Raw genomic sequence first — 24,478 nt, 5'->3', positions numbered from 1 at the left:
GTCCCGCCGTTCCCGCCCCCGAGGAACGGGCGAAAGACCAAATGAGAGGCGCAGGCTATGGGCCAAGCGTTTTATTGACAATCAAGGTTCCGGCGTTGGATGAGATTTGAATCACTACAACGAAAAGGCGTCGTGGATGGTCGCAGGGCTGTGAGAAGTCGCGATCATCCCTTGCATCCGAAAGGCCTACCAGCGCGAATAACGGATCGTGATCACGGGATTGCATTCCGAATGAGTGTGAGTCGGGTCACATAAACTTTTCGGTTGTGGTTACTCGCCGTGACCCGCTACTTTCCCTCCGCCTATGCGCACTCGCGCCGGGCTCCCCGGCCTTGCAAGGAGCAGCCGCGATGGGGCTTCCACCCCGCCACGCCCGAATACGACCCCGAATCTCGGCCGCCGTGTGCGGCCTGGTCGGCCTCACCCTCACGTGCGGCGTGCTCGCGCCCGCCGCCCGCGCCGCCGTCCCCGACACGTCCGGGAACGTCCGGGCGTCCGCCGCGCCCGAGCACGCCGAGGCCTTTGGAGCGAACGTCGCGGGCGGTTCGACGAATCCCGCTCCGGCGGGCAGGCCGAACGCGCGGGCCGAGGAGAGCGCGGCCGCGACGGCGCGGAGCACGGGCAAACCCGTCGCGGTCCCCGCCCTGACGACCGACACCGACACCGTCACCGCGATGCCCGACGGGACCCTGTCGCTCAAGCGCACGGTCGAGCCGTCCCGCACCGACAAGACCGGGACCTGGGTCGACCTGGACCCGACGCTGAAGGTCTCCTCGGACGGGAAGGTGCGGCCGGTGGCCACCACCGGCGACCTGGTCCTGGGTGGCGGCGGGGACAACGTCCTGGCGTCGATGACCAGCGAGGGGCACGCCCTCTCGCTCAGCTGGCCGACGGTGCTGCCCCGTCCCGTCCTGGACGGCGCGGGCGCGTTGTATCCGGGGGTGTTCGCGGACGTGGACCTGAAGGTGACGGCCACAGAGAAGGGCGGCTTCTCCCACACGCTGATCGTCAAGACCCCCCAGGCCGCCGCGAACCCGGCCCTGGCCACGCTCAGGCTCACCGTCGCCACCGGCGGCGTCACGCTCGCCGAGGAGGGCGACGGAACGCTCGTCGCCAAGGCGGGCGACGGCTCCCCCGCCTTCATCGCCCCGACCCCGCGCATGTGGGACTCGCGCACCGTCCCCAAGGCCGCGGGCTCCGCCGCACGCACGAACGCCCGCTCCGCGTCGACCGCCGACGCCGAAGCCACGACGTCCGACACCGCAGGCGTGCCGCAGGGCGAACTCGTCTCCGACGCACACCGTCCCGGCGCGTTCGCCGAGACCGCGAACCTGGACACGAAGCTGGTCGGCGCCTCCCTGACGCTGGGCGCGGACACCTCGCTGCTCGCGGGCGCGGACACCGTCTTCCCCGTCTACATCGACCCCAGCTGGACACCGGTGAAGAAGACCGCCGGCATGTGGGGGTGGGTGCAGTCCGCGTACGAGGACACTCCCGGCTGGGGTCGCACCGACTACCAGCCCGGCATCGGATACCAGCACTGGCGGATCAAGACCGGCCTGGAACGCAGCTACTTCCGGGTTCCGGTCGGCCTTGACGGCAAGGTCGTCAAATCGGCCACGTTCAACGCCAAGCAGGTCTACTCCGCCATCGGGGAATGCGACAAGAACCCCCAGCCGGTCTACCTCAAGGAAGTCTCCGACACCCTGACCACGCAGACCACGTGGAACAACCAGCCCACCGCCGCCTCACAGTGGGCCGCTGGTTCGTACGCCTGCGGGAATCAGCTCCTGGACTTCGATGTCACCGGCCAGATCTCCGCGCGCACCCACTGGACCTCGGTGACCTTCGGCCTGTACGGCAACGAGACCAGGACCGATTCCAACAACGGTTTCAAGCGCGTCTCCCGCGAGGCCACCGACACATTCCTGACCGTGGTCTACAACACCCGCCCCGACCCGCCCACCAACCTGCGCACCGACCCCGCCCCCGTCAACGGCGCCGGGTCCGAGTCCGGGAACTGCGGCTACATCGGCCGCCTCAACCCCCACGTGGGCCGGCTCGACCTGATGGCCGACCGCAACGACCCCGACGGTGACGACGGCGACCTGTGGTTCGCCCTCAACGACCTCTCCGACGGCGGCAAGGAGGTGTGGAACAGCGGCTGGGTCGCCTGGGGACAGAACGGCGCCACCGGCCACGGCTACGCCCCCGTGGACGTGCTCGTGTCCGGGCACGACTTCCGGTGGAGCGTCAAGGGCGGCGACGGCAGCGGCGGCATGGAGTCCGCCTGGTCCGACAGTTGCGCCTTCACCGTCGACGGCACCGTGCCCGAGGTCACCGGCATCACCAGCACCGACTATCCCGCGAGCGGCAGCAACAAGCCCGCGGGCGACAAGGGCACCTTCACCGTCACCGCGCGCGACGGCGAATCGGGCGTGGACCGCGTCGAGTACGTCCTCAACGCCGTCATGCCGGTCGGGCCCGCCAACCAGGCCACCTGGAACGAACAGAAGCACACCTGGGAAATCGTCGACCTCCCGGTACCGGGATGGTCCGGGAACACGCTCACCGTGCGAGCGGTGGACCGCGCCGGAAACCAGACCCAGAACGCCACCTACGACTTCTACGCGCCGATGAACCCGGCCGCGACCATCCGCCTGGGCGACATCACCGGCGACACCCGCGTGGACATGCTCACCGTCGCCGACACCGGCGACCTGGTCATGTACGACGCCGGATCCGACCCCAGGAAGGGCGGCCGACTCGCCTCCCGCGCGGCCACCGGCCCGATGAACCCGGCCGCCCCGACCTGGCAGGGCGCCCTGTTCACCCACCGCGGCGGCGCCGGAGCACAAGCCGACGACCTGTGGGCGCTGGCCGACGGCCACCTGTACACCTACCGCAACAGCGAGACCAGGGCCATCCCCAACGCCAACCCCAAGGGCCTGGCCGCCAACGACAACCAGTACTACGGCCCCAGGAACCGCCGCGAGGTCACCCGGCCGCCCCACTGCGACAACCCCGCCGCCGCCGACCGGGTCTGCCCCGGCTACGACGCGAACACCTGGAACGCCGTCCGGCAGATGATCGCGGCCGGCGACGTCGACGGCGACCGCACCATGGACCTGTTCGTCGTCGAACAGACCCCCGCCGAGAAGACGGCCGGAACCTCACGCCTGTACCTGATGTCGGGCAACGGCGTCCCCGGCCAGTTCCGAACCACCGCCCGCTTCCTGGGCACCGGGGACTGGACGAACTACGACCTCCTCGCGCCCGGCGACGTCACCGGCGACCAACGCCCCGACCTGTGGGCCCGCGACCGCCGCGACGGCGCGCTCTACCAGTACCCCTCGCGCGTCACGGCCGGCGTCACCGACCCAGCCGCCCTGGCCGACAACTCCACCCGCGTACGCATCGCCTCGGACCTGACCGTCACCGCCTACCCCACCCTGCGCGCCGACGGCGACCTCGACGGCGACGACCGCGCCGACCTGTGGGCCCAGGCACTCGACGGCGGCATCTACATCGTCCTGGCCAACAAGCCCGGCAGTTCCACCGCGTTCGCTCCCGGCATCCTCCTCGCCAACCGCACCACCCCCGACGACACCTGCCGCACCTACCCCTCCGCCACCGCACGCACCACACCGGACGCGGTCAAACTGTGCGGGCCCGTCCTCGCCAAGTACATCGCCTCCGGCGAACTGACCGGCGAGCTGGGCTACCCCGTCACCGGCACCGTCCGCGACGGCGACGGCGACGGCTGGTGGGCCGACTTCGAAGCCGACAGCGGCGACGCCACCGCCGCCGCCTCCATCAACTACTCCCGCTACACGGGCGCCTGGATCGTCCGCGGCACCGTCCGCGACAAGTGGCTCGCAGGCGGCGGAACCCGCGGCATCCTCGGATACCCCGTCAGCGACGAGACACCGCTCCTGGACGGCGCCGGCACCAGATTCGGCGCGATCAGCCGCTTCACCGGCACCCCCGCCAACGGAGCCGGCGCCATCACCGCCGGCAACGCCGGCGTCCACGAACTCCACGGCGACATCTACGACCACTGGGAATCCCTCGGCGGCGCCCGCGGCTTCCTGGGCCTGCCCTCCACCGACCAGACCACCACCCCCGACAAACCGGGCGCATACAACCACTTCCGCCTCCCCGGCTCCACCACCGACGACGCCTCCATCTACTGGTCCACCGCCACCGGCGCCCAAGCGGTCTACGGCGCCATCCGCGACCGCTGGGCAGCCCTCGGCTGGGAGAACGGCTACCTCGGCTTCCCCACCAGCGACGAATACACAGCCTTCGGCGGACGCCGCTCCGACTTCCAGGGCGGCTACATCCACTGGACCCCCGGCGCAGCCGTCGACACCCCCTACGCGCCGCAGCGCGACATCGCCACCGCCGACCTCACCGGCGACGGCCGCACCGACGTCGTCACCATCGACGACAGCGGCTCGCTGTGGCTGCACGCCACCAACCCCGACGGCACCCTCAGGCCCCCCACCGGGCTGTGGCCCGACGCCGGATGGCAGGGCATGGCCGCCGTCACCGCGGGCAACTTCAACGGCGACGCCCACGACGACCTCGTCGGCCTCAGCATGAACGGCTACCTGTGGCTGTACGCCGGCCACGGCGACGGCACCCTCGCCCCCGGCGTCCCCCTGTGGCCCGACAACGGCTGGCAAGGCATGGGCGCCATCACCGGCGGCGACTTCAACAACGACGGCAAAAGCGACATCGCCGCCATCTGGGACGACGGCAGCCTCATGCTCTACCCCGGCGACGGCAACACCCACCTCGGCCCCGCCATCTCCATGTGGCCCGACCAAACCTGGAAGGGCATGCGCCTGACCGCCGGAGGCGACTTCAACACCGACGGCAAAGCCGACCTCGTCGCCGTCAGCGGCGCCGGAAACCTCTACCTCTACACCGGACGCGGCACCACCACCAACGGCGCCGCCCTCAACCCCGCCATCCCCCTATGGCCCAACAACAGCTGGAGCACCATCCGCGACATCACCGCCGGCAACCTCGACGACAACCCCCACGCCGACCTCATCGCCATCTGGGACGACGGCACCCTCCACACCTACCCCAACCTCACCCCATAACGGCTCAAGCCTGTAGCGACACCACCTCACACCGCGGCCCCTCACCCACACCGGGTGCGGGGCCGCGGTGCGACAGGCGACAGGCGCCAAACAGCCGCATGCCGGCAGCAACACCGAGTACGCCGACGCGCACACCGACCACCCCGCCGCGGAAACGGTCGAATGTGTCCACACACCGCAGAACGCGGCAGCCGGACGAGACAGCAAGCACGGGCGAAACCACAGAACCTTGCGGGGTCGATGGCCGAGGGGTACACCACCGTGGTGCGCGGCGAACGCGTCGCGCTGACAGGCGGCAGCGCCACGATGCGGAGTCGGCGCTGCGTCAAGCGACGCTCGCTGCCGCGAGCGGCGACGGCGGCGGGGTCGTGGTGGCCAACGGGAGTGGCTTGGGCCGGTGGCCGGCCGTACTGTTCGATGGTTGACGGCCATCGGGGCCGTTGCGAGGGGGCGAAATGAGTACGACGACGACGGCTGTGGTCGCGTGCGTATTACTGGTGGTGGTGTTGGCCATGTCCACGTCCTGGGTGGGCGTTTTGATCGGGCTGGCGCCGCTGCTTGTGCTCGGGGGGCGCGAGTTGTACGCGCGGTACCTGGTGGCGCAGACCGAGCGAGCCAAGAAGTAGCCGCCACGGGCCCGCCTCCCCAGTGGGTGGAAGTCCCCAGGCAAGGGCGTGAGCCGGTCCGGCGCCTGGATGGTGATCCGAGGCAGTGGGTGGTCCCGGGGCGCCGCGCGTAGTCCGCGATCGGGATGGGGCCTCGAACCGCGCCAGCGGTGGCTCGGGCCTCATCCGCCGCCAAGCCGTCGGAGAGGGCACAGGTCGGAAATGACACGAACGGCCACCGAGAGCGGCCCCGACCAACGAACACACCACCCACCACAGGGAATTCCCGATCGCGCTGCGCGGCCTTCTCAAACCCTGCGGCACCACAGGCCAACCGCCCGTCACCGAGCAGGCACCCATCGGGGCGCAGGTGGTCGGCAGCCCCTCACGCTCCGAACGGCATTCCGATGACGCGGGCACGACGTTCTGGTAAAAGCCGGACAACGGGCGACGCAAGGGGAAGTTGCAGGACGCCGACCTGCGGAACGTCGTTTCCATGACGCCGCGAAACCGCGCCGAAATGACGCGACCAGGACCCTACGTGGCTGTGACCAGGCAGATCTGTCACACCATCGACGACATACTCACGCGGCCACCACGACACCCAACCGCAACTTCACAACCGGACCCGGCCCGCTCCGCGGCCCCACCACCCGCACCCAACGGCGAACCGGCACCGACCCGCAGGCACATCGAACCAGTCCTCCACAGCTACCACAAGCCCGGCCCGGCAACCACCAGTAACCACTCCACAAGCGGCCTGGACGCCCTCCTGTGGCCCTCACGCCCCGATCCGCCACATACCACCAGAGACGCCTGGCAACACCACACAGCGCCATCGACAGGCCCGGGGCGTCATATCGACAACCCGACCCGAAAGTCGTGAGGAAAACCAGACAGGAAAACTCGACAGAAAACCGAGATGGCGCCGCAGGAACCGTCGCGCCCGCGACACCGGTTCGGCTCAACCGCGCCAAGACCCGTCGACCGGGCGTTCCAGGCCTCACCCGCCGGGGTGGCCATCGGAAAGAGGACACCGATCAGGAACGACACGAACGGCCACCGATAGGGCAACTTCGTCCTCCGTCCACGGGTTTTCCCAACGGAACTGAACATCCGTCCCAGATTCTGCAAAGCCTCGGGCCAGAGGTCAGACAAGGTCGAGCAAGGCAGCAAAACCCAGGCCACGCAGCCAAGATCCAAAGTCCCAGATTCTGCAAATCCAATGGTCAACACATGATCAATCGACAAGAGGCTTCAAAACAGCCAGGACGGGGCAGGCGACAGCCGGGCCGAGCCCGGTGGAGAGGTTGATGCAACGAGCGCCACCGCGGCCTCGGTGGGGACGCGCTCCACGAGTTCGCGGCAGGGAAGTCGGCTCGGACAGGATATTCACGAGTTGATGACGGGGCGTCACCCGAGTGCTCAACCGAAGGTCCAGACGCCGCCACCGAGTAGGTGGTCCAAGTCATTCGCGACCTGCTCGATGAGGTCCTCTCCGAAGACGACGAGGGTTTGTTCGGCGTAGTGGGCGAACGTGCCGAGGCGGGCGTCCGCGGTGGCGAGGAACTGGAACTCGTCGTCGGCGATGGCGCCACCCGGCCAGGGCGGCTGTCCCGGGCCACCGACGCGGTGCGGGTCGAACTCCCAGCCATTGAGATAGGGGCGACACTCGTAGACCCATTCGCCGGGCCGGACGCAGGCGCGCAGGCCCCGCTCGATGACGCCTTCGGCGGCTGCAATCGCCGGAGTGCCGCGGTCGAGCATGCCGTAGAACCAGCGGCGCGAGTCGAGCGGCGCGGTATACCGTCCACTCCCGCCGGCGTAGTCGAAGCCGACGCGGGCCTCACAGCGACGCGCTATCCGTCCGGACCCGGCGTCGTGGAGGGAATGCCTCGCGGGCGGGGCCGCAGCGGGTTCGCCCGGCGGGGTCCAGTGGTGGGACCGGACCGTCGTGACGTCCCGAAACCCGACGGCCGTGAGGGCACTGCGCAGCTGCCCGTCGGCCTCGGCGACCACGAACCCCTTCGCCGGCGACTGGAACCGCCAACGTGGCAGCTCGGCGAGCAGTTCGGGACGTGACGCGGTCAGGCCCCCGACGGCAGCGAACGCGGTGCCCCGAACGGACTCCAGCCAGCAGGCCGCGGTAACCCTTCCGCGGTGGGTCAACACACGGACGTCGACGTCCCAGTATGGGATCGAGCCCATCGCGTGCCAGGCCGACAGGGGAACGCGGTGCGGCCCGGAACCGGCGGACAGGTCCAGCGCCTGCCGCGCCTGCGGCTCGTCCCACCGGACCGATTCGACTTTCCACTCCGGCTCCGGCCGGGGAAGGTCGAGCTCGGCGACTTCGCCGACCAGGACACTGCGCTCCCATCCCGCGGTGAAACCCGCCGCTTCGAGCGAGGCCGTCAGCTGCGACGCTTCGGCGTCGTGGGCGAACACACGCCACTCCACAGGTTCCACACGCGCGGCCGCGCTCCGCCGCACTTGCGCGGCAAGCCGCGCGACCGAGGTCGAGGCGTCCAAAGCGCGGTGCTCGACGATGCAGTGGGTGCCGTAGTGAGTGAGGGTCAACGGTCCGATCCGCTCGACCACCGTGCCGAACCGCGGATGCGCCGAACCGGAGCCACGCAGGACGCGATCGTGCGCTGCCAACAGTTCCCCCACGTCCAAGACCACCGCGGCATTCAAGCACCGTAGTTCCCGCGAAACCATCGGTTAAATGCGAACGGGCCTCGTCGAACGAACGTCATTCCGCTCGGCCGGGATGATCGCGACCCGCACCGGCGGCGTCTCCGACGAAGCCCGCGAAGCCTTCGAGCACAACGCGTACCGCCGGGTGTTCTTCGCACGCGGGTCGGCCTCGCCGACGCCCCACAGGTCGGATCGGAGCCTGCCGACCCCGTCACGGCAGGCATCCAAGGCGTGCTGCGGTGCCCTGCGCAACCAGTCCCGGGACCGGAAGAGGATGCCGACGGCGTAGGCCACGGTGCACTCCGCGAGGTCGATGAAGCCATGCCGGGAGGAGGTCGGGTGGCGGTGCGGGCACGGCCTCCACCGACAGGCCGGCGTTGATACGGTCGATCACCTCCTCCATCTGCGGCCAGTGCGGGTTGCGGCGGTGGGTGAGGGCGACGGGCCGGCCCCCGACACACCGGGCTTCCCCGGCAACCACGGCCGACCCGCCGGGGTTGCGCCACGACCGCCGGGAACCGGCGACGAGGTGAGCGCCCGCAGCGTCGTGGAGAGCGGCGCGGGCGGTGATCGTCATCCACCGGGCGATCGGTGTGGTCGGTTGGGACAGGCGTCGGCGACGCGGCGCACCCCGCCGTGAGCCTCCTCGACCAGGGCGACCAGGAGAGAGCGATCGAACGCACCCGAAGTGCGGCCTCGAGGAGACCCCGGAGACGATCCGCAATCCGACCCTCGACGGCAAGACATGCACCATGGACCGAACCGGCCCTGACGCCCCCGGACCGAGGTCGGCCGAACCAGCAACCGACGCGAGAAGAACCGACCGCAGGTAAACGCCGCATCACATCAGGATCAGCATCCTCAAGGCGACCTCATCCCCCGTCTACGGGTTTTCCCAACGGAACTGAACATCCGTCCCAGATTCTGCAAAGTCACAGGCCACACAGGCCAGACAAAGTCGAGCAAGACAGCAAAACCCAGATCACGCAGTCAAGATCCGAAGTCCCAGATTCTGCAAATCCAATGGTCCACACATGATCGATCGACAAGATCTTTCAAAACAGCCGGGACGGAGCAGCCGGACGAGCCCCGATACGCTCGGGCGATGACCAGGTTCGACGATGCCCAGCGAAGGCAACTCCTCGTTGTGTTGCACGAGTACGCCGAACACGCCCTCGACGAGACGACCATGCTGCGGGCACGGACGAAGTACGGGAACGTGTACCTCGAAATGTTCCGCACGCTCCCCCCGGACACGACCGACGGCTACTTCCGCTCGATCGACCACCTGCTGCCCCCGCTCGGCGCGCGGGAGAACCGGTTCACCCCGGCCCACGAAATTCGACTCGCCGTCCTGGTCCACGCGTACGCCGAACACGACCTCGACCAATGGACCGCACTGCGGACACGAACCACACGCGGACCCGTCTACATCGGAATCCTCAACTCACCGCCCCCAGGCAGGACCCACGACGACTTCCGGTCGCTCGATCACCTCCTCCCCGCACTGGGTGCCGAGGACCGAAGCGACACCGGCTGAGCCCGCGGGAACGACACGGACCACGGGGCCGGGCGGAGAGGCATCAGGAGCACGAGTCGCCGCAGGGGTCGGTCAGCCGGCGGGTGTCCCGTCCCGGCGGAGAGGTCGTCCCAGGACGTGTTGCACGTCCTGTTCGATCTCGTCCAGGAGTTCCGCGCCGAACACGCAGAAGGTGTGTTCCCAGGGGTGCCCGAAGGTGCCGAATCGAAGGTCCTCCGCGAGGAAGACATGGTAGTCCCCCTCCGGGTACGGGCCGAACGGCCAACCCTCGCGCGAGCGCCCCTCAAGCACGCGCGGCAAGAACATGTCGGTCTCCGGGACGTCCGGGCGCAGCCGGTAGCAGGTGTGCTGCCGGTCCAGGATCCACAGCGACTCCCCCGGCCCGCAACGGTCGGCGAGCCCGTCCTGGACGACGTCGACCAGACGGTCGAGGTTCCGGTCGCCGGGGTCGTCGCGCAACGCGTCCAGGCTCCACGTGATCGACGGCGAGGGTTCCGTGATCCCCGGGAACTCGCACACACTGGGCCTGAAGGCGAACCGGGCACCGAGACGGTCCCAGATATCGGAGTATTCGGGACCGGACAGATGGCGCAGGCGTTCGACGGTCACCCGGCGAACCTATCGCCACGCGGCCCGTCCGCCGGTGGCGCCGGCGCCCCGGCCGGTCACCCGAACACGACTCGGTGCGGCAACTGACGTTCCATCGTTGACCATCGACCGGCCGCCGGGCGGCGCAGGACAACGCGAGGAACTGCCGACTGCCGTGTTGTCCCGGGTGCTCCAGGCAGGGTCGTAGTCGTCGTACTCGGGATCATCGTCGAAACCGGGACCCATGACAGCCATGGCCGAATCCTCTCCACAGCCGCGGCGGCGTACGCCAGACCCACTCGAACGAGCGGCACCCCGACCACCCGGCGCGCGGCGTACCGCGAGAGAGGGAATTCTCAAGGCGTTGCCCGACCTTCTCAAACCCTGCGGCACCCCAGGTCAACCGACCCCTCGGCCACAGGCACGCCCAACACCACACGCCAAAACCCCAGGCCACAAAACACAACACGACATTCTCAATCGGTGCCGCATCCCAGGTCGGAACACCGCACCCCTGACCCGCCATTGAGACGACGCAGACTCAACCGCGCCAGGACCCGCCGATCGGGGCTCGGTCGCGAGTACGTCGACATCGCCCTCCCCATGCGTGCGTTCACGGGTTTGTGATGGCGTCGATGATGTTCGGGTCGGAGGCCAGGCGCAGTTGGGCGGGTCGGAACTCGCCGGGTCCGGGTGTGGTGTAGCCCAGGACCACGACCCGAAGGCGGGTCCCGGCCGGGTACCAGCCGTCCGTGTCCCGCCACACCGGCTCCGCGTACTCCGGCTCCAGCAGGCCGACCTCGCCGTTGGGCATGTCGACCATCATTCCGAAGGGGCGGTGACGGACCACGACCGCCTCCGCCACCGCGCCCCGCGAGTACCCGTTCGCCATCGGTCCCCCAGCCCTCGTCGGAATCCCTCGCCGTACGATCCGCGAACGCCGCGACGGGCCCGGGACGTTCCCGGAAAGGGAATCCTCAATCGCGACGCGCAGCAGGTGATCACCGCCTCACGTCAAGATCAGCACCCTCAAGGCGACCCCAACCTCCACCCACGGGTTTTCCCAACGGAACCGACCATCCGTCCCAGATCCTGCAAAACCACAGCCCACAGGCCAGACAAAGCCGAGCAAGACAGCAAGACCCGGGCCACGCAGCCAAGATCCAAAATCCCAGATCCTGCAAACCCAACGGTCAACACATGATCAATCGACAAGATCTTTCAAAACAGCCGGGACGGAGCACCCAACCCGAAAGTCGTGAGGAAAACCAGACAGGAAAACTCGACAGGAAACCGAGAGGCACCACAGGAACCGCCGCACCCGCGAACACGCGAGGCCACCCGGTCCAAGAAGGTCCGCCGCTACCCCCTCTGCGTCGAAGGCACCGCCGTCTTCCAAGCTCGAACTCGCGTGCCGAGCCGGGTTATCGTCCGGTGCCCGTAGCCTCCCCGAGGGCGTGCGCGGATCAGCAGCGCGGCTGGAAATCGTCACACAGGCAGCGGAAGTTGGCGTAGGAACGGACGTGTAGGGGCGTGCAGGAGGAGTCGGAGCGGATGGTCTGCCCGTTCGCCCCGTTCGAGCACGTGGGCCCGCTGAGATTCGGCATGACCCACGAGCAAGCACTGGCAGCGGTCGACGGCGCCCTGAAGGCGATCGGAACCAGCTGGGACAGCCGGGGACGGGTGACAAACGCCGATCTGTGGCCCGCGCACGGCACCACGCGGGTGGGGCTGCCCGGAGCGCGGCGAACCCCCGGGCCTTCCGATCCTACGAGGAGCCGGAACGACCCACTCCAAAGGCTGTTGAGAACGCTCAGTCACACGGCGGATCAGCCGAATAGAGCGGCTTCGCAGGCCAAGGAACCACAGAGCCATGGAACGTCATTGCGGCACCACTTCCTGATGCCATCTGGGCAGCAAGAGCATCTGCCAAGTCGCCGCACGACAGCGAAGGATCGAAGTCAGGTAGGAATACTGTGTATTCCCCGACGCCCACCCGGACACTACAGAACTCCGACGGATCAGTCACGATCATTATGTCTCGCCGATCGTCCGAGGCGTCCGGCTCTTGCGCACAGATGGGCGGAGCAACGGCGTCGTGGTTCAGCGCATCCCTGATGGGGTCGAGCACGGTTCGAAGTATGTAGCTCCAGCCGAAAGCAGAAAAAGCGGCCAGGTACGCTGAGCGAGTGTAGGAGGTTATCGCCTTCGCCCTGTCAGCCCGATGCCCGCGCAAGCTCAGCTTGAAATTCTCGGGGAACATCCCCGCATCCAGCGCTATCAGATGGGCCTCCCAGTCCGTGGGATTGCTCCTCGTGGAAGCACCCTCCATCACAAACCCCTGTTCGAAGCGCCTGACCACCCCGCTGACGGTGAAATCCTCACCTGTAAGCGTGGCGTCTGACTCGCCCTGCCCTTCGAGGAACCGCATAAGTCGCGCTCGACCCGCAGCATGAGAGTCAAACTTTGATCCGGACGTGTTGTTGCACCTGCTGCATGTGAGAAGTAGAACCTTTCCGCCGACTGATCGCGGCGGAACGTGCTCCTTGCTCAGTTCTCCGTTGGCGATCGACTCCACACCGAACACATTCAGACAACACGGGCACGCGTAGTAGTCCCGGTCATCGGGTAGCGCATCAGTCCACCCACGAGCTTCGAGTACCGAACGCAGACGGGCTGCTCCTTCGCGAAACCAAGCTTCTTCTCGCTCGTACATACCTCAAGTCTGGAGCGGCCAGCAGCCAAATGCCTCCGCAGCCTACGAGCAAGCACCGTCACGGCCTCATACCACGCGCTGCCCTCCCAAGAATCTCCGACCGCAACGCGGCCTCCGGCACCCGGAAACGGGCCGTGTGAGCTCGTGAGCCGGTGGTGCACGCGGAGCCGCGTCTGCGTACGCGTCGTCGTGTGCCTGGCCTGGTCCGTGTCCATCGGATCCATCTCAGCTGGGGCAGGCTCGCGCGTCGATGATGAGGCGTTTGGACTTCACAACCGACTGATTGTCAGTTTTGCGCAGGTTTGATCACTGATCCGAGGCATGGCCGAAACCGCCCAGTGGAGGGGTGGCAGCGCGTCGAGCACCAACTCAAGGGAGGTGGCGATGTCATCGTTCTCCAAGGCCCGTAGGAGTGGAGTGCGATCGCCCACTCGCAGGCGCACGGGAATGGCCGTGGGTTCAGAGTCGGTGTCGGTCAGGCGGTATCGCGATCCGGCCAGTACCTCGAGGCCCTCGTAGAGAAGCTGCAGATCGGCCTGGTCGAGGCCGATCAGAGCCAGGCGCTGGCCCAAGTAGGCCACGAGGTCTTCGCCCGCCGGATCGGATTCCTCCAGCTTGTACGTGAGGATCTCCCAACCCAGGATCGCCCGGTGCTCGGAATCGGACAGGGCAAGTTGCGTCTGGGTGGCGCGGATGCTGGAGAGGCGACCGTTGTCGCGGGTCGATCGGCTCATCTCGCGCAGCATCAGGGCGGCGGCGGCCCATTGGGTTCCTCCGTCGGGTGTCGCGAGTCGTTCGAAGGTCATTTGCCGGTGGCGAGTGCCGGTGATGTGCAGCAGCGCCTCTGCAAGGCGGGTCAGTTCGACGGCGGGCGGTTGCTTGAGGACTGTGAACACGCTTTGGATCAGGGCTCGTTCAAAGCCGGGTCGGTTGTGGCCTGGAGGATGTCCGCTGCCAACGTGGGCGCCGTGGGGTAGCGGGCGTTGAGGCGGCGGGGGTCGGTGTCGAGGGACTTGAGCAGGTCGATGATCTGCTTCTCAAAGCGCTCCGAGGTCGTGAGGAGATGGCCGACGGCGAGCAACCAGGTGTTACGCCAGTGCGGGGGGTGGGCGATGAGTCGAAGTCGGGTGGCGATCTGGGTGTCGTCGCCTTCGGTCAGTGCCCGGGCAGCCATCAACTCTTGCAGCGTGCGGATGTCGAAGCCCACTCCGCCATCACGGGGTACGAGGAGGACCAATCGTTTCGTGGTGACGTCGACGAGTTCGGCGGCGTGGGTCTGGGCCTGGTCCGCGTCGAAGCCGCGGCCGATGAATCGCGCGGTCGCCAAAGCGTGAAGGTCCTCGGGGCTCAGGGACGCCTCGGCGCCGTTCGCGCTTTCCGACGCCGCCTGCAGGGTGATGCCAACCTGCGAACCACCGGATTCGCCTATGTACATGCCCGCACAGGCGTGAAGGGCACACCGAAATCTTCTCTCCGGCAGGGATGCTGGCGCACCACGACCAATCTTGGCTCAACCGCCCGATGATGACGGGTGCTGTGTCGGGTGGCCGAGTGTGATCGTGAGTAGGACTTTGTCCTGAGCGGAGAGTCGCCTCTTGCCTTCCGGCCGGGCCAAGGCGCCCGTGTCGGTGGCGAGACTGACGTGCACCGTGGGAGTGGGTTCCTCATCCAGGACGAGCGCGAGCGGGCGGGCGACCTCGCGGGCGATCCAGCCGAGGAAGATGCCCCGGTGCTCGACGTGAATCGCGTTTTGATCGGCGGGGTTGCTGCGATCGCGAACGAGATCGAGCGGGGTGCCGACGGGAATTGTGGTGAGGGTCTCTGCGCTGTCCGCGTGCCGAACGCCCCGAAGGGGACTGGTGAAGGTTCCGCGGCCGTTGAGGATGGCTGCCTGGGCGATTCGGGGGCTTCGGTGTTCGGCGCTGCGAATGAGGAGGGCCGCAACGGCCGGCGTCGTGATGGTGGTGATTTCGTCTGCGGTGAGGTGGCTGAGCCAGTCAAGAAAAACTGTGAAGGTGGGTTCGGGGTGGGGGCAGTGGCTGGCGAGGGATATCGCGGCGGTCCGATCGTGGACGCCGAGGCTGGCGGCGTAGCACGCGGCCGGGGTGTCGACGCCGTATTTGAGCATGGCCGGCAGGGCGGCGAGGTTGCCCTCGGCGGGGGTGTCGAGGCGGAGTTCGATGATCTGTAGGAGGGCCGAGACCACCCAGGCGAGGTCGTGGCAGACGACTTTGTCGATGACGGTGATGGTTTGGGTGATGTCGTTGGTCGCGAGCGTGTGCTGGTGGGTGGTGTGGATGTCGGTGGGTGGCATGCCCTCGATCCAGTCGAGGGCGGCTGGGGTAACGGATGATGGTGGGACGCCTTTTTGGTCGGCGCCGTGGCGAAGTTCGTGGACGGCGGTGGCGGAGGTCAGGATGTGTTTGCGTAGTTTCGGCCAGTGTTGTGGGTCGAAGAGTTCGGGGTGTGTGTGGAGGGTTTCGATGATTCGGTCGGCTGCGGCGAGTGCGTCCGTGCCGCCTTGGACGCTCAGTCCGGTGCGGACGACGGCGGCGCGGTCGCGGGGGTCGGGTAGGCGTTGGGCGATGGCGGCGACGCGGCGGGCGGCGAAGCGGACCAGGGGTTCAAGGGACCAGTTCTGCGCGCCGATCTGGTGGCTGCCGAGGGTGTCTGCGAGGAGGTTCTGCGCGGCCTGCTCCAGGAGGTGCTGGTCGGGTGTGTCGACTACTTCCTCGGCGAGCGCGGCCAGGAGTTGGATGTCCAGCCCTTCCGCCCACAAGGCGTGGTCGCCTTCGGGGTCGGCCAGATCGAGGTCGGTAAGGTTTTGCCCCTTGACGGGTCTGGTCCCGAGACGGGCTTTGACCAGGTCGTGGTAGAGCATGGCGAGGGTGGACAGGACCGGTTCGATCTTGTCCCGGTCCAGGTAGCGTTTGCGTAGTTCGCGTGCGTGGTGCGAGTCGCGGGCGATGAGGACGACGTGGCCCTCGGTTTCGAGGAAGGCGCGGCCAGCCCGGCCTGCGGTGTTCCAGAACTCCCGAACGCTGATCCGGCTGTCCTGTCCGCGGAAGGTGTCGGGGACGAGGACGGTCTTGACGGGCAGGTTCATGCCCTGGGACAGGGTGCTGGTGGCGCACAGGATGTGGAGTACGCCGTTGCGGTAGGCGCGCTCGAGGCAGTGGCGGACGGCCTGCGGCACCTCGGCGTGGTGATAGGCGTAGCCGTCGAGGATCATGTGGGCCAGTTCGTGGTCCGCGCCGACGTGTCGGGCGATCTCGTCGTGCGTCTCGCGCCGACGTCGGAGAAGTTTTGCTTGATCGGTGGGGTTGCCGATGTGGGATCCGAGTGCGGGTACGTTCGGCTTGCGGAGGGCCTGTCCCAGGGCAACGGCTGCGGCGCGGGCTTTGATTTTGGTGGGTGAGGCGATCAGGACGGGTCCGAGGCGTTCGAAGTGGAGGGCCAGGGCGGCGGCCACGTCTTTGGGCGCGGTGGGGAAGTACTTCGTCCTCTTGCGGTGGCGGGTGAGGACACGGGGCAGGAAGAATCCGTCGTTGTCGGTGGTGCCGTAGTCGATGGCGCCGTTTTGGCCTTCGTCCTCGCGTCCGCGCCATGAGAAGACGCCCATGCGGAGTTGGGACGGGGACCAATCGATGTGGGCGTGGTTCGTGCCGTCGGCGGTGGGGTCGAGCCAGCGGGCGAGGGTTTCCCCGTTGGGCAATACGGCCGACAGCAGCAGGATTCGCGCTCGCGGGGTGACACGGCGAAGGCGGGTCACGACCATCTCCAGGCGCAGTCCACGCTCGGATCGATCGAGGGTGTGTCCCTCATCGACAAGGACGAGCGCCAAGCGGGTGGCAAGTTCGGGCACGTTCCGCAGGAGGAGGTCCAACTTCTCGCTGGTTACAACCAGAACGTCGGTGGAGTCCAGGAGCTGCGTCTCGTAGCGCACGTGTTCGGCTCCGCCGAACAGCGACGACACGCGCAGTCCGACGAGTTCCAGCGTCTCGCTCAGATGACGCTCGACTTGGGCGGCCAGGGCCCGGGTGGGCACCACGTACACGGCCAGGTCGGGCGCGGACCACCACAGGTCTTCCTGGCCCGGGTGGGGGGCGAGCGCGTGCAGGATGGCCCATTCCGCGATGTGGGTCTTGCCCGCCGATGTCGGCATGGTCACCGCCATGTTCCGCGCCCGGGCGTCGACCAGGCCGGCGTTCAGTGCGGTGCGTTGGGAGGGCCAGACCTGGGTCATCGGCCGCTCCGCGACGATCAACGCTCTCAGGTAGCGCTCCCACGTTCGTCCCCAGGTCGAGGCGCGGCGCAGCAGCCGCCAGGGTGAGGTGGCGACGATGTCCTCGACTGCGTGGGCGAGCGAGTCGATCAGGGTCCAGGTGTCCACCACCGAGGCGTCCAGCAGAACGGACGCGGCCGTGCGCAGATCGGTGACCGCTGCGGCGCCGGCCGCGCGGTCGCCGTGGCGCCACAGGTTCGCGACGGAGCGGGCGGCGCGGCCGGCGAGTCCGTAGGCCGCCAGTACCGCCAGGTCTTCCCGGTCCGCGGTTCCTGCGTCGGCGGCGGAAATCAGTGCCCGTCCGAGTTCCGGCAGGGACGATGCGGCCTCCGCGCCCAGGCGCGCGACCTCGTCGATGTCCCGGCGCAACACGGCGCCGGTCAGCGCCGCGACGCGGTACGGGGCGGTTCCCGTGACCGGGGTGGTCTCGCCCCGAACGAAGTACTCGTTCACCTCGTCCAGGAAGGTGGTGGCCAAGGTGGCGGAGTTGGCCTGGTATCCGGCCAGGCTCCACATGGTCGCCGCGACGGCCAGCAGTTCGACGCGGGTGGGGTCCCCTACCCGCAGGCGCTGCGCGAGGTCGGCGTACGCCTCGGCGATCTCGGTGAGCGGGCCCGGGTCGGCGCGGCGCTCGCGTGGGGTGCGGGTCAACTGCCCCAGACGCGCCAGGGTCAGGCCGCGGCGCAGATCGTGGGGATCGTAGGTGTAGGCGGCGGTGGTCCCCTCGCTGTCGATTTGTTCGCCCAGGACGTGCGAGCGCAGTTGGGCGCGCAGTCCGGGGCGGGCGTCTCCTGCGGCGAGGGCCTCTTGGCCGAGGCGGTGCACCGCGCCGTTGTAGTCCCTCACGCCGCGCCGTCCTTCCCTGTTTCCTCACGGCGCCCGAGAGGTCCCGCCTCGGCGGCCTTGTAGACGCGGGCGATGAATTCCTGCAGGTCGAGGACCTTGACGACGGTCAGTTCGGTGCGTTCGGTGACCTTTTGTGCCAGGAGGTCGACGACGTCGTCCTTCCAGGTCTTCGCGTCGTGGAGAAAGAGCATGTGCCGTTCCACGGCCCGATCCGCGGACGGGCGCAGCAGAGCGGCAAGGTGCTTGGCGAGGAAGCGGTGGCCTTGTTCGGCACAGCGGTTCATCGCGAAGGCGATGCTCTCGTCCAGCCGGTCCAGGACCTTCTCCAGGCTGTCGTAGGCCTCCTCGCCCAGTGCACGCTTGCGGGTCGCGCGGGTCTTGACCTCCGGTACCGCGATCACCGGGGGGTTCTGGCGGAAGCGGAACGCCATGACGTCCGTGCCCTGGACCGCCTGTTCCGCTGTCTGCTTGTAGCGCAGCTTGAGGATCGGCACGCACCAGCGGCGGACGCGCCGGTACAGGGCGGCGGTAACGATCTCCCCGAAGTCGCCGTGCCGCACGCGGGTCGTGGACGGGAACTTGGAGACCCGCAGATAGTCCGCGACTTCTGGAGCGCCGAGGTCGTCGAAGATACGCGCCAGCTCGCCGGGAGTGAGGTAGTTCCGGGCGACCTCGCGCCCGAGCTGTTCCATGACGTCCGTGTCGGTCATCCGGCCCGACTCGGCGAGAGCCTCGTAGCGGAGCTCCCCTTCCGGTTGCTCAACGTGCTGCTGCTCCAGCCATTTGTCGATCACTCGTACCTCGCTCTCCCACCATCCCGAGTACTTTCGGGTCGTCGAATGATCACATCCCGCGGTTCGGCCCCAGGCTTGGTAGGTCGATGACTACTGCGCGAACTCGACCTCGGATCCGTTCGGTTCGGGATCCGGCGCCGTCGAGGTCGGTCGTGCGGGCTTCAGGTTCGGGTTCGGTCTACAACGTTCGCGCGGCGCACTCGTGGACCGTGGTCAACGCACGGCCCTGCCCTCGGGAGAACCGCCGTGTGCGCCGCAGGGCGGAGGTTGGCGGGCGCATTGGTGCGGAACGCGGGCGTGGGTGAGGCGTCGGGGTCAGCGTTGGACTGCGTTCAGGCGTTGTGCGTGGGTCGCGCGGGCCGGGATGCCGCGGGGTGTCACGCATCCGTTTTCCCCCTGTGCTCGGCATTTCGGGCAGGGCACCGCCCACGCCGGGTCCGGGCCCACGGCCACGTGTTCGGCCGACGGCACGAGGAGGTCCTGCAGCGCGGTGCGCAAATCGCACAGGGATGCGGTGGCACCGAGAAGCGGCAGGAACTCGTTGACGTGCCAGCCCAGCATGGCGCCCTGGCGGGACAGGTACAGGCTCACGAAGCGGATCCGGTGGTGGTCGTCGAAGTCGAGCAGGAGGTATCCGGCGAGTTGGTAGAGCTCGCGGGTGCCGAGGCGGGACGGTGCCACGGTCGCCTTGCAGTCGATCAACTCGCCCGCACACACCAGGTCCGCGTCGGCCCCGCCTACGTGCGCGCTGCCGGCGAACACCGCTCCGCACTCCACCTCCCGGCCGACCAGCCATCCCAGCGCCTCGCGCGGTTCGGCCAGGCGCAGTTGCGCGGTGATGTCCTCGACTGTCTCGTGCGGGACGTCGGCCAGGAGGGAGGAGAGGGTCGTGTGGGCGCCGGCCCGGTCCAGGAGGTCACCGCGGTCGCACCCTCCGGAGCGGTAGACGTGTTCGAAGTAGGAGGCGACCGCGCACAATCGGATCAACCGGTCGCCGTCCGCGCCGTCGAGCAACAGGGGTGCGCCGGTGAAGCGGTCGAGTTCGGTGAGGAGTTCGGCCCCGGCTCGCCCGATTGCGTCGCGCACGCCCGGGTCGTCGGGTCGAAATCGTTTGATGCCGAACCGGATGGGGTCGCCGTAGGGGGCGCCGAGCGAGACGCGGACGCGGTGGTCGATCGTGAGGCCCAACGCCCAGGGCGGTGTGGTGCAGCCGGGCGGAGGCCGGATCGGTTCCGGCAGGTGCGCGGTCCAGCGCCGCAGCGCCGCTTGCGCCCGGGCGGCATCCGGCAGGCGCGCGGCGAAGAACCGCGCGACCTCGGAATCGGTGTGCTTCAACTCGCCGGTCAGACTCATCCCCGGCATTGTGTATTCGTCGCCGCCTCCGCGGGGCCCTTTCGCCGTAACCGGACCCGGCGGACCAACGAGGACGCTGGCAGACCCCCCGGAGAATCGCCCCCGCCGGCCGGCGCTTTGCGCGACGACGAGGCGTCGTCTTCACCGCGCTCCGCGCCGCACGGGCAGCCGCTCAGCCGGAGGCCTGCTTCCCCTGGCAGAGCTTCGTTTCGATCGCGGTGAGCATGCGCCCTGCGACGACCGCCGCGGTCGCTTCGTCGTCCACCTGCTTGTCCTTGAGCATGTCCTTCGCCAACTCGTTGACAGACAGGTCGCGCATCGTCGTGAGGAGGCTCCCGGGCGCCCAGCGGCCTTGGCCGTCGCGCGTGCACAGACGTTCGCGCGTCGCCTTCGCGTTGAGCACCTGGTCGTCGAGGGTGCGCTTCTTGCCCTCTTCGGTTGCCCTGACCTTGTATTCAAGGGAGACGGCGATGGTCTCCCGGAGAAAGTCGGCGAGGGCCGGTTCGATGTCCGGCCGGGCCGCGATCTCCGCGAGACGCTGGTCGGCCTTGGTTTGGATGTCTGCATCGGATGCAGCAGGCACGGCCGATCCTCCGTCGCGGCTGCACGCCGTCGCGGCAAGACTGAGCACTGCGCACAGGACTATCGCGGCCGTGGTCGCTCGGTACTTCATGGTCCCCACCCCCTGGGTGCCGCCACGCGGTACGCCGACGGCTCGATATCCGCCCGATCGTAGGGCCGCGAGGCCGTCGGTGTTCCGGAAACACACAACCCAAACGTCCCAGTTGCCATGGGGCCGACTGGCCACAGTCACGCCCTTACCCTTGATGGCACCCAACGGGGCTCCCGGCCTTGGGAATCGGCATGACTGGCAAGCGGGTGGCCACGGCGTCGAGCGGTGCGCCGGGCCGAGCGTCCCGCGTGCGGGGCCGTCGGGCGGCGAGGGCTGCCGGCCGACCCGGGATGCGCCGCCGATCCCGCCTATCCCAGCCAATTCCTAAAAGCGGAAGCCGAACAGTCCGCCGGTTTCGAGGGCGTCGGTCAAACGCGCGCGAATGTGTGGCTCGGGGTCGAAGCCCCGCCGGGCGGCTTTGCCGAGGTCGTCGGTGTTGAGGGTGGCGATGTACTGCATGCGCTCCTCGTGGGCGACTTCGGCGGCGAGGGTCAGGGCTGCGGAGAGTTGGCGGTCGTCGACGCCGTCGAAGAGGTGGCTGTCGTGGATGAGGAAGTCTGGGGCGCGTCCGTGGCGGTGGGCCAGGACGGCGAGGGTGAGGTCGAAGCAGAACATGACCATGTTCCCGATGCCGCGGCTGTCGTCGCTGTGGATGCGGGGGAGGATCTTGAGGCTGTTGCGTCCGGCGTCGATGGCCAGGTACGCCTCGCGTCCCTCTCCGTACAGGCGTTGGGCGTAGCGGGAGAACAGCAGGGTCGCTTCGGCGGTCTGTTGGGCGCGTTCGTTGAGGTCGGTGGCGACGGCCTGTTCGAGTTCGAGTCGTTTGGTGGTGATCTGGCGTGAGCTGGCTTCGAGGGTTTGGGCGGCCTCGTAGCGGTGGCGCAGGGCTTCGAGGGTGGCTTGTTCGCGGGCGAGTGCCTGTTGGAGGGCGGTGAGTGCCTCGAGTGCGCCGCCTTCGTTGAGGGTGCGCAACAGGTGGGCTTGTTCCTCGCCCAGGCGGGCGCGTTCGGTGCGGCGTGTTTCGAGGCGTTGGGTGAGTTCGGTGATTTCGTCGTCGAGGAAGCGGCGTCGGTTGCGGACGACGGAGTGGTGGAAGGTTTGGACGTCTTCGAAGCGGCGGCGGACCTGGTCGTTGAGGATGATGCCGAGTTCGCGGTAGACGGATTCGAGGTAGTCGGTCTCGACGTCGGCGGTCTCGGTGACGGCCTTGTGGAGTTCCTCGAGGTTGTTCTGGTCGATGACGTCGTCCTGGGCGAGCTGTTTGATGGCTCGGGCGATCTCGTCGGCCTGGTTCTTGACGTGCTCGTACTGCGGGACGATCTGGAAGTCGGCGATCTGGGCGCGGAGTCGGTCGACCTGGGCTTGGGCGAGGGTGATCTGGCCGCGGAGGTCGGCGGTGGAGCCGACGATGCGTCCCCAGACGGGGTCGTTGACGGCTTTGCTGAGTTGGGTGCGGGTGGCTTGGCGGGCGGCGAGTTGGCGGTAGCCGTCGGCGAGTTGCCAGTCCAGGCCCAGGAGGTAGGCGAGGTTGGTGGTGGCGTCCGCTTCGGCTTGGCGGGCGAAGGTGCGGATGGGTTCGTTGAAGCCGTGTGCGGAGTCGCGTCGGGCGAGGAAGGAGAGCATCGTGCGTCCGCTGACGCCGGAGTGTTCGCCGCGCAGGCCGAACAGGTCGCGTTCGATGAGCCGGTTCCACTCGTCGACGCCCAGCTCGGTGGGGCCTTCGCTTGGGAACAGGTGGTCGCTGTCCGCGCCGGTGACGTCGGGGTCGATGCGGACGGTCTTGGGCTGGCTGCCCCGGCGGGCCACGCTCAGGGATTCGACGCCGGGCCAGTCCATGTCCAGGCGGAAGGTGGTGTTGCGGAGTGCCTTGTTCATGGCCACGGCGTTGGTGTCGGCGCGTGCGCCGAGCAGGAAGTGGACGAGTTCGATCAGGCTGGACTTGCCGGCGCTGTTGCGGCTGTCGGTGTCCGTGGAGTTGTCGGTGATGTCGGCGACGACGAGGTTCAGGCCGCCGGTGAGGGTGACGGTCTTGAACCTGGGGTCGTCAGCGCTCAGACGCTTGAGCATCGGCACTCCTCGCGACCAGGACATCGCGGCGCAGGTCCACGGCGCCCATGCTGTAGAGCACGTCCAGGGCCAGGACGAACCAGGCGAACGATACCGGGGAGTGGTGACCGTGTTCGGTGCGCCATGCCTTCAGTCGGGACCATGCCTGGCTGATGGAGCGGGGTTCGTCCAGTTGGAGGATGATCTGTGCGCCGACGGCCAGGAGGCAGCGGTCGGGGGCGATGCCCTTGGTGGGAGTGATCACGCCGGTACCCGCAGGGGTGTGTCCGGGTGCCAGTCGGGAGGTGGGGCGTCGAAGATGTCGCAGCGTTCGAAGAAGTGCGCCAGGACGACGCGTGCGTTGCGTTGGACCCGGCGGGGTTGTTGGCCGTTGCCCAGGACGTACATCTCCAGTTGCCACAGGACGTCCTCGGGGTCGTCCCACTCGGCGCGTACCTGTTCGTAGTACAGGCGGAAGCCGCGGGCGACCTCGTCGTGTTCGACGGCGAGCATGCCGCCGTCGTAGAAGGCGTCGACGAGGTGGCTGTGGCGCATGCCGCGTTGGAGGTCCTCGCGGGCCTCGCCGTGAAGCGCGTTGAAGTCGAGCTTGTCCTGAGGCACATCCGGCAGGTCCATGAACGGGTCCGCCGGAGTGCGCAGCTCCTGCAGATGCTTGAGGAGTGGGGCGAGGTCTTCCAGCCCGACGCCGTAGACGAGGTCCTTGATGGGGATCTCGCAGCCCAGGACGTCCTCGGCCAGGACTTGGTCCAGGCCGAGGCACTCCTGCCACAGACGGCGGCTGCCCATCTGTTCGAAACGCAGGGGTCGGTGGTCGACTGTGGCCTTCGCGAGCGCGCCGGCGATCTCCGGGTGCATTCCGCGGCGGTCGTTGTGGACGAACACGAACGTGTCGAACTGACCCCCGCGTTTGTCCTTCGCCTTCTTCAGGTCGGAGGCGAGCTTGGCCTGGACCTTCGAGGCGTCCGGGGTCTGGGGCGCGTAGCAGGCGTAGAGCTTGCGCGAGTGCAGGGACAGGCCGTCCGAGCCCTGATCGCCGATGTTGCCGTGGGTGCGCACGTCAAGGAAGTCGGGGTGACGGGCGCACATCAACTTGTGGAAGAAGTCCTCGAACGCGGCCTCGTACAGGTCGTACAACACGTCCAGAAACCGGATACGCGCGTACATGCGCTGTTCGAACTTCACAAGCGCCGCCCCCCT

At 68.1% G+C, this 24,478-nt stretch carries 16 protein-coding genes; 3 read left to right on the top strand and 13 right to left on the bottom strand.

Going from position 1 to position 24,478, the window contains the following annotated elements; all coding sequences use genetic code 11:
* Positions 1 to 350: 350 nt before the first annotated feature.
* Positions 351 to 5,117 (top strand): FG-GAP-like repeat-containing protein, encoded by a 4,767-nt coding sequence (locus tag OG928_RS47245; protein WP_331768194.1) that lies wholly within the window; start codon positions 351 to 353, stop codon positions 5,115 to 5,117.
* 455 nt (positions 5,118 to 5,572) lie between these two features.
* Positions 5,573 to 5,743, top strand: a complete 171-nt coding sequence (locus OG928_RS47240; RefSeq protein WP_331768193.1) for a hypothetical protein — start codon at positions 5,573 to 5,575, stop codon at positions 5,741 to 5,743.
* 1,404 nt (positions 5,744 to 7,147) lie between these two features.
* On the opposite strand, the gene OG928_RS47235 is transcribed toward OG928_RS47240, so the two are convergent.
* Positions 7,148 to 8,404 (bottom strand): DUF2716 domain-containing protein, encoded by a 1,257-nt coding sequence (locus OG928_RS47235; RefSeq protein ID WP_331768192.1) that lies wholly within the window; start codon positions 8,402 to 8,404, stop codon positions 7,148 to 7,150.
* A gap of 1,120 nt (positions 8,405 to 9,524) precedes the next feature.
* Between OG928_RS47235 and OG928_RS47230 the strand changes: the two genes are divergently transcribed.
* Entirely contained in the window at positions 9,525 to 9,959 is a 435-nt protein-coding gene (locus tag OG928_RS47230) for a hypothetical protein (protein ID WP_331768191.1), read from the top strand.
* A 72-nt stretch (positions 9,960 to 10,031) separates the two neighbouring features.
* Here OG928_RS47230 and OG928_RS47225 read toward each other — a convergent pair whose 3' ends face one another.
* The 12 genes from OG928_RS47225 to OG928_RS47170 all read right to left on the bottom strand — a co-directional run bounded on the left by OG928_RS47225 (position 10,032) and on the right by OG928_RS47170 (position 24,463).
* On the bottom strand, positions 10,032 to 10,568 hold the full coding sequence (locus tag OG928_RS47225; RefSeq protein ID WP_331768190.1) for a DUF2716 domain-containing protein: 537 nt from the start codon (positions 10,566 to 10,568) through the stop codon (positions 10,032 to 10,034).
* Between the two features lie 592 nt (positions 10,569 to 11,160).
* Positions 11,161 to 11,361, bottom strand: coding sequence for a hypothetical protein (locus OG928_RS47220; protein WP_331768189.1), 201 nt, complete (start codon positions 11,359 to 11,361; stop codon positions 11,161 to 11,163).
* A 999-nt stretch (positions 11,362 to 12,360) separates the two neighbouring features.
* The gene (locus OG928_RS47215; protein WP_331768188.1) at positions 12,361 to 13,125 is read right to left on the bottom strand and encodes an HNH endonuclease; all 765 of its coding nucleotides are present in this window, start codon (positions 13,123 to 13,125) and stop codon (positions 12,361 to 12,363) included.
* Positions 13,126 to 13,532: 407 nt separating this feature from the next.
* Entirely contained in the window at positions 13,533 to 14,159 is a 627-nt protein-coding gene (locus OG928_RS47210; protein ID WP_331768187.1) for a hypothetical protein, read from the bottom strand.
* An 8-nt stretch (positions 14,160 to 14,167) separates the two neighbouring features.
* Complete coding sequence (locus tag OG928_RS47205) at positions 14,168 to 14,698, bottom strand: hypothetical protein (RefSeq protein WP_406292063.1); 531 nt, start codon at positions 14,696 to 14,698, stop codon at positions 14,168 to 14,170.
* A 75-nt stretch (positions 14,699 to 14,773) separates the two neighbouring features.
* Positions 14,774 to 18,394 carry a DEAD/DEAH box helicase gene (locus OG928_RS47200; protein ID WP_331768185.1) on the bottom strand — a complete coding sequence of 1,207 codons (3,621 nt, stop codon included), beginning with the start codon at positions 18,392 to 18,394 and terminating at the stop codon, positions 14,774 to 14,776.
* Positions 18,391 to 19,188, bottom strand: coding sequence for a Hachiman antiphage defense system protein HamA (locus OG928_RS47195; RefSeq protein WP_331768184.1), 798 nt, complete (start codon positions 19,186 to 19,188; stop codon positions 18,391 to 18,393). Before OG928_RS47195 ends, OG928_RS47200 begins: the two co-directional genes overlap by 4 nt.
* Before the next feature lie 315 nt (positions 19,189 to 19,503).
* Entirely contained in the window at positions 19,504 to 20,541 is a 1,038-nt protein-coding gene (locus OG928_RS47190; RefSeq protein ID WP_331768183.1) for a hypothetical protein, read from the bottom strand.
* Positions 20,542 to 20,713: 172 nt separating this feature from the next.
* The gene (locus OG928_RS47185; RefSeq protein ID WP_331768182.1) at positions 20,714 to 21,124 is read right to left on the bottom strand and encodes a hypothetical protein; all 411 of its coding nucleotides are present in this window, start codon (positions 21,122 to 21,124) and stop codon (positions 20,714 to 20,716) included.
* 414 nt (positions 21,125 to 21,538) lie between these two features.
* Positions 21,539 to 23,281, bottom strand: a complete 1,743-nt coding sequence (locus OG928_RS47180; RefSeq protein WP_331768181.1) for an ABC-three component system protein — start codon at positions 23,279 to 23,281, stop codon at positions 21,539 to 21,541.
* Complete coding sequence (locus tag OG928_RS47175) at positions 23,259 to 23,525, bottom strand: ABC-three component system middle component 6 (protein WP_331768180.1); 267 nt, start codon at positions 23,523 to 23,525, stop codon at positions 23,259 to 23,261. The genes OG928_RS47180 and OG928_RS47175 overlap by 23 nt, the downstream gene beginning before the upstream one ends.
* Entirely contained in the window at positions 23,522 to 24,463 is a 942-nt protein-coding gene (locus OG928_RS47170; RefSeq protein ID WP_331768179.1) for an ABC-three component system protein, read from the bottom strand. The genes OG928_RS47175 and OG928_RS47170 overlap by 4 nt, the downstream gene beginning before the upstream one ends.
* Positions 24,464 to 24,478: the final 15 nt, after the last annotated feature.

The sequence above is a fragment of the Embleya sp. NBC_00896 genome (assembly GCF_045207785.1).
In the GTDB taxonomy this organism is placed as follows: Bacteria; Actinomycetota; Actinomycetes; order Streptomycetales; family Streptomycetaceae; genus Embleya.
Note: the sequence above shows the minus strand (reverse complement) of the source record. Positions and strands in the feature narration are given on the sequence as shown.